Source organism: Protofrankia sp. CiT1 (genome assembly GCF_917627335.1).
Lineage (GTDB): Bacteria > Actinomycetota > Actinomycetes > Frankiales > Frankiaceae > Protofrankia.
In genome coordinates, this window is the sequence record NZ_CAKJTP010000022.1 from 1 (window position 1) to 6,604 (window position 6,604).

General features: G+C 70.1%; 4 protein-coding genes. All 4 read right to left on the reverse strand.

Going from position 1 to position 6,604, the window contains the following annotated elements; genetic code table 11:
• On the reverse strand, positions 1-2,212 hold a 2,212-nt coding region (locus MJ785_RS06155), incomplete at its 3' end, for a bi-domain-containing oxidoreductase (RefSeq protein ID WP_239380171.1).
• Positions 2,209-4,110 carry a heparinase II/III family protein gene (locus tag MJ785_RS06160; protein WP_239346281.1) on the reverse strand — a complete coding sequence of 634 codons (1,902 nt, stop codon included), beginning with the start codon at positions 4,108-4,110 and terminating at the stop codon, positions 2,209-2,211. The genes MJ785_RS06155 and MJ785_RS06160, both read right to left, overlap by 4 nt.
• Entirely contained in the window at positions 4,107-4,970 is an 864-nt protein-coding gene (locus MJ785_RS06165) for an SDR family oxidoreductase (RefSeq protein ID WP_239372565.1), read from the reverse strand. The genes MJ785_RS06160 and MJ785_RS06165 overlap by 4 nt, the downstream gene beginning before the upstream one ends.
• 2 nt (positions 4,971-4,972) lie before the next feature.
• Positions 4,973-6,337, reverse strand: a complete 1,365-nt coding sequence (locus MJ785_RS06170) for a glycosyltransferase family 4 protein (RefSeq protein ID WP_239380172.1) — start codon at positions 6,335-6,337, stop codon at positions 4,973-4,975.
• Between the last annotated feature and the right edge of the window lie 267 nt (positions 6,338-6,604).

Sequence of the window (6,604 nt, forward strand, 5' to 3'; positions counted from 1 at the left end):
GGGCGGTTGCCTGGGCTGTCGCAGCCGCCGCGGCCAGGACATGGAACGTGGAGTCCAGGCCGCAGGCTGCTCTCTGGTCGCCGCCCCGGCCCCCGATCCGCCGGCGGAACTCGCCGACGGCGGCCATATGGCCCTTGTCCTGGCGCCCGTGCCAGACGCTGCGCCCGGCGACGGTCAGATCGCGGAAATCGTCGAGGACGAGATGCAGATCGCCCGCGAGAGCTTCCACGCGTTCCTTGCCGATCCCGGGCGGGCGGGCCGAGGAGTACACGATGACCGAGGTCGACCCGTCAACGTGCCCGAGAACGACCGTCACGTCATCGACGGCCGGAGCGCCATGGGCTCCGGCGGCGTGCGTCCGTATCGATATGATCTTTGAGGGATTGAGGAACATGCAGGTGTCGACGAAGTGGCACACCTCCCCGAGCAGGCGCCCACCCTGGCGGCGGTCGGCGTACCAGTGCTTGTCGCTGACCGGCCCGGCCGCGACCCGGTAGACCAGCGTGAGGGGAGACGTCCGGCGCTCAAGGTGCTCTCGGGCGAGTGTGGCAGCGGGCGACCAGCGACGGTTGAAACCAACGAAGAGGACCCGGTCATTACGACGTGCGGCGGCATCGACCTTCTCCAGCTCCTCGAAGGACAGCGCGAGCGGCTTCTCGCACCAGACATGGCAACCCGCGTCGAGCGCCGTCACGACCAAATCGGCATGGGAGTCGTGCGGGGTTGCGATGACGACCACGCCGACATCGGGATCGGTGATGACGGCCTCCGCGCTGCCCGCGACTTTGGTGAACCCCGCGCGTTCGCCGAACCGCCTGGCTGTCAGGCCGCTGGCGGAGCTCACCGCTATGAACCGGTCGAAGCCGGCAGCACGGAAGGCCGGGAGCAGCACAGCGGACGAGAAGGCTCCGGCGCCGATCCAGCCCACTGCGTGGCGACCGCCAGAGGCGGCCGGTCTGTCCGTGTCCACGGCACGGCGCTGCCCTGGCAGGCCCGGCAGCTTTGGTATCCCAGGTAGCTCCAGCAGGCGCGGCCGATGCGCCGCGCTCGTCCGCGGCGTGGGAAGGACGATGGTTTCCCTGAGGGTTCGGGCGGTGTCATAGTCGAAGCGGATAGCCAGGTACGGCTCGCTCCTGCTCTCGATCAGGGTGTAGGCGGCGGTCGCGTCGTCGATCGCGAAACTGTGCGTGACGAGATCCTTGACTGTCAGCCGGCCGGTGGCGAGCAGATCAAGGACAGCCTCCAGATTGCGGCCTTCGGTCCAGCGGACCTGCCCGGCTGGGTAGTCGACTCCCCAGTCCTCGTACGCGCGCTCGTAGCGTCCAGGCCCGTACGAGCGCGCGAAGCGTACCGACAGTTCCCGGTCGTAGAAGGGGGTGCGGTCCAGATCGAGGCCGACGTCGCCGACGACCACGACCGTGGCGCGGTCCCGGCAGCGAGTCGGCACCCGGGCCATCAGTTCCGAGGTTTGTGTGGCGGCGCAGACCAGCACAGCGTCGGCGCCCCGGCCGCGGGTCCACCGCAGCACCTCAGCGGTTGTCGCCTCGCCCTGTTCCCGCAGCGTGTGGACGCCGGCCCGCGCGGCGGCGGCCAGCGGTAGATCAGCGATGTCGACACCGGCCACGTCGCATCCGCTCGCGAGCGCGATCCGGGCGGCGAGCTGACCGACCAGCCCGAGGCCCGCGACCACCACTTTTGCGCCCGGTCCGACATCGGCGAGGCGCAATCCGTGCAGGGCGATCGAAGCGACTGTGGCGAACGCGGCGTCGGTGGCCTCGACCCCGTCCGGAACAGGTACGCAGAGCAGACCGGGCACCGCCTGCACCTCGGCATGGCTGGCCCAGCCGGCCCCGCCGGTTGCGACAAGCCGGCCCGGGGAGATTCCACTGACCATCTCTCCGATTTCCACCACGGTGCCCGCAGCGCTGTAGCCGAGCGGTACGTCTCCGCCGAGCCGTGCCTGAACTGCCCGGACGGCTGTGGAAATCCCGTCGGTCCGGGCCCGTGCCGCCACCTGGCGGACCAGGTCGGGACGGGCCCGAGCCTTCGCCACCAGCCCTGACTGGGCAAGTGCCGTCACCGCTCGTTCGGTGCCGGGGGAGACGATGCTCGCCATGGTCCGGACAAGGACCTCGGTGGGCCCGATCCTGGGGGCGGGAACGTCGAGGACCTCGACCGCGCCACCCCGGACGGCCTGCACTACCTGCTTCATGTTTGTCTCGCCTTCTCCATATGCAGGCCGCGCGCGTTCCTGCCGGTTTTCCCGGTCGTCTGCCGGACGGCAGCGAGGTCCGTACGGATCTCGATCGGCAGCTGCGTGTCGATGACATAGACGACGGTGAGTGCCGGCACCGTGTGCTGCCACCCGACGGCCCGCCGAGCCGGGCGGAGGTCCCAGCGCCCTGACGATCGTGGTGCGGCGGTGGCACCCGCATCGGTGACCCGGGTGTGCAGGATGATCTCCTGCCCGGCCGCGGTGCGGATCCGCACGGTGCGCGCGGGGTCCTCCACGGTGGCGCCGGTGTCGGGCGCGAGCGGGAAGTGGACCTCCACCTGGTGGCGTCCAGCGCCGGTCACCCGATCGTCGATGCGCACCCGATCGGCGCTGACGCGGAAGCGGCGTTGGTGTGTCGGGTGTCCAGGCAGGTTCCGGTAGCCGTCGTGGGACGCGGTGAGGGCGGCCTCGCCGCCGTCCACCGCCATCTGGATGATGGTCGGACGGGCCCGGCGACCGGCGCGGAACGCACCCCAGACCTCGGTCGAGTCGATCCCGTCGATGACGACCGTCGCGTGCGCCGCGGTGGAGCGCTCGGCGGCGCGGACAGGCCCCGGCTCATAGGTCGAGGTCGCGGTGTCGACGATCAGCGGGGCGCCGTCCCACCAGAGCAGGAACGCGAGCGTGTCGGCATGGGCGTGCGCGGGCAGCGTGTCCGGGCACGCGGGCCCGACGTCGGCGAGCAGATGCCAGCGTCCCGCACGCAGGGCCGCGAGACCGGTCTCGGCGAGCAGCCGGAGCCCTGTCGGGCTCCGGCCGGACGTCCGCCTCGTGGGCGCGACTCCACCGGACAGCAGGTCGGCGACGGCGCCGGCGGGGACCGGGTAACCGTCGTTGAGCAGGGGCACGCTGCCGTCCGGCCCGACGACCACGCGCAGCCACTGTCGCATGCGGATGACCGCGTCGGTCAACTCGTCGGGTACCGCCGCCGCGGTGGCCGCCAGCAGGCCGACCACGTCGTCGAGATCGGCGAGTACCTGGCAGTGGTAGGCGGGAGCCCGTTCGAAGTGACCGCCGTCGGTCAGCACCTGGTGACGGACCTCGGCACGCAGCATGTCGACCCACGGGTGGTACCTGCCGGTCTCCGCGGTGTCTCCGATGGTGACCGCCAGGCCGATCAGGGCCTTGAGATTCTTGATGAGATGGTTGCCGCCGACGTCGGTTTCCAGGTGGAGCCGCAGGAAGGCCTCGTGCCGGCCGAGGTCCGCGCGCATCGTCGGCATGACCGCGCTGTTGCGGGCCAGCGGTTCGAACAGCGCGCACAGCGTCCATGCGCGCAGCGACGCGACGTAGGGCGCCCAAGCGGTGCCACGGGGAGCCGCGGTGGCGGTCCGCCAGGACGTGTAGAGCCGGGCGAACACCGACCGGGCCTGATCACGGTCGGGATGGGCCGTCAGTGACCAGGCCCAGTCCCAGTAGTGCAGGTGGTAGCGCCACAGCAGCGGCGCGTCGGCCTGCACCCAGTCGGCCGCGCGTGGGTTCTCGCCGGGCCGGTACAACCGGCGGGTGTGGCCGAGCAGAGTCAGCGATCCGTCCAGGATCTCGGTCGGGTCCGGTCCGGTGCCGGCATGGCGCCCGTCGAACGGCACGAATGAGCGCGGCCAGTTGGCGGAGCACGGCCAGCTGTCACCAGCCGGCGCGGCCAGGCCGAGTATCCGTTCGGCGGTCCGGGGTATCCGGGAGGCGAATGCTCGCTGGGTGCGCAGGCGCGCGCGGGCGAGGATCTGCCCCGGCTGAAGGTAGGCGACGGTGCGGAGATATCGGCCCGCTTGCGTGCCCGCGGAGCTGGTGACAGCACCGGGATCGAGCTCTGGCAGATGACGAAGAACCGTCATGCCAGTAGCTCCGCTTCGGCTCGGATGCCCTGCTGGAATGGCCGTGGGTCGAAGTCGAGGTCGGCGGCCGCGTCGTCGATGGGGAACGCCTTGTCCTCGGCGAGTCGGGCGATCTGCTCAGCACGCAGCTTCGGTCTGGCAGCCAGCCGTTCGTAACCGCTCACGACTGCGAGAGTGGCTCTCAACGGAAGCGCAACGGTGAGGATCTGGCGACCGACCGCTGCTCCAGCCTCCTTGACGATCGTGCGGAAGGTAAGCGCTTCGGGCCCGGCAATGGTGTACGTCCGACCGATGGTCGTGTCCCGCCGGGCCGCCTCCAACACGGCGGAGGTGAGATCGTCGACGTGGACGGGCTGCTGAAGACGGTTGCCGCCGCCGGGCAGTGGCAGCACCTTTGACCTGCGCAGGGCGGCGAGCAAGCGGGCCATGTTGCGGTCGTCCGGCCCTCCGTAGATCATCGTGGGCCGCAGGATGGTCCAGTCGAGCCCGCTGCCGGTAATCGTTGATTCGGCCTGCGTGCGAACTCGTTTCGTCGAGGCCGGGAGCGTTGTGAAGATCGCCGTTGTCGAAATGAAGATCGCACGGTTCAGTCCGGCGTCTTCGGCCGCTGACACGATCATGTCCGCGTGCCCGAACCCGAGCGAGGCAAGGTTGATCAGTATGTTGCCCTTCGACGCCCGGAAGGCGGCGTCCACCGAGGCCGGGTCGTCAAGGTCGCCGGGAACGGCTTCGGCGCCGGCCTCTTCGAGGGCGCGAATCGCTGCGGCGCTGCGGGCGAACCCGACCACATGATGACCTTCGCCGATCGCGCGGGCGACGACTCGGCGCCCCAGGAAGCCGGTTCCACCAGTCACCAACATCCTCATGTCAGCTCCCGCTGCCCGGTATCGGTTGTCTGGACGATTGCGGACGGCGGGGAGACGGCGGTCGCCCTGACCGTGATCGGCTCAGCGACATTCGCCGTCCGCTGCTTCGGCACGGCGGCCGAGCGGCCCGTCACCTCCTCGAGGAGGGTGCGATAGCGGCGCGCAAGCACCGCGCGGTCGAAATGATCCGTGACGTACGCACGCCCCGCCACGCCCATCGCCTTGCGCCGGTGCGGATCGCCGGCCAGGCTCCGGATCGCGTCGGCGAGCGCGGTGGGGTCTTCCGGCGGAACGACAACACCGCCCGCCGCGGCGAGAATACGGGCGGCCTCACCGGCGAGTGCGCCGATGACTGGGCGTCCGGCGGCCAGCAGCTCGAACATCTTCGACGGGATGAACGTGGTGAACAGGGGCACGTCCCGCAGCGGGACAAGGCAGATGTCGGCCGCGGCGACGATTCCCGCAACCTCGTCGTGGCGTACCGCAGCATGCATGGTGACGTTGGTGAGACCACGTTCGGCCACCCGGTCGGCGACTCGCTGCCGGTCGGCTCCCTCGCCGACGAAGGCGATGTGTACGGGTTCTCCAACGAGTTCGGCGGCCGTGTCCACGACCGAGGGCAGGCCTTGGGAGATCCCATGGGCGCCGATGTAGACCACGAGGGTGTCTCCGGATCGGGCACCCAGGGCCGCCGACGGCGGATCGGACGGGCTGAACCGGCGCAGATCGGCCCCGTTGTGAATGGTGTGGACCTTCCTGGCTGGGATGCCGCGCCCGATGATGTCATCCCGGAAACCGTCGGTCACGGTGACGACGGCGTCCGCGGCCCGGTAGGCGGCGAGCTCCAGGCGTTCGAGCACGGCGATGACACGGCGGTTACGCAGCACCCCGAGCTGCACGAAGATTGCCGGCCACAGGTCGCGGACCTCGACCACCAGGCGGGCCCGCCGCAGGCGCGCCAGCAGCCATGCCGAACCGAGCGGGAAGAAGGTCGGCGACGACACGACGATGACGTCGGCCCCACCGGCCGCATTCCCGCCGAGCAGCACGCTGGTCACCATGAACGACAGGTGACCGAGAGTCCGCCGCACGATGCCCTTGTTCGGCGTTGCGTACACCCACGTCCGTACCACACGGTAACCGTCGCGGTGTTCGACTCGTCGCCACGCACCGCGGTACTCCGGCGGGATGATTCCGGTGGGGTGGTTGGGCATCCCGGTCAGGACTGTCACGTCGACGCCGTCCGCGGCCCATTCCCGGGCGGTCTCGGCGAGCCGGGCCTGCGGGGCGCCGACCTCGGGTGGGAAGTAGTGGGTGATCAGAAGCACCCGGAGTCGTTGTGTAGTCGCCTTTGCGGTCATCGGGCTACCTCGACTGTGAGTACGTGATGGAGGCGGACTTCACGGATCTCCCTTGAGCGAGGAACGGCTTGGAGCGACCGGCAATAGGGGACGCGGCGCCGCGGGGCTGGGGCACGCAGCTCGCGTCATCGCTCCCCGTCCATCACTGCGTGATGCACGGGTACCCCGGCTCGTCGGTCGCCACCCACCACCTCCGGTGGCTCCCTCCGCCGCCTCGCGATGCACGCACCCCAGTTCCGCTCCTTGATCCACACTCTTATTGCCGGG

Excerpts from the sequence above, each read along its gene's own strand:
- MJ785_RS06160 (WP_239346281.1), bottom strand. The coding sequence starts at position 4,110 with ATGACGGTTCTTCGTCATCTGCCAGAGCTCGATCCCGGTGCTGTCACC.
- MJ785_RS06170 (WP_239380172.1), bottom strand. The coding sequence starts at position 6,337 with ATGACCGCAAAGGCGACTACACAACGACTCCGGGTGCTTCTGATCACC.
- MJ785_RS06165 (WP_239372565.1), bottom strand. The coding sequence starts at position 4,970 with ATGTTGGTGACTGGTGGAACCGGCTTCCTGGGGCGCCGAGTCGTCGCC.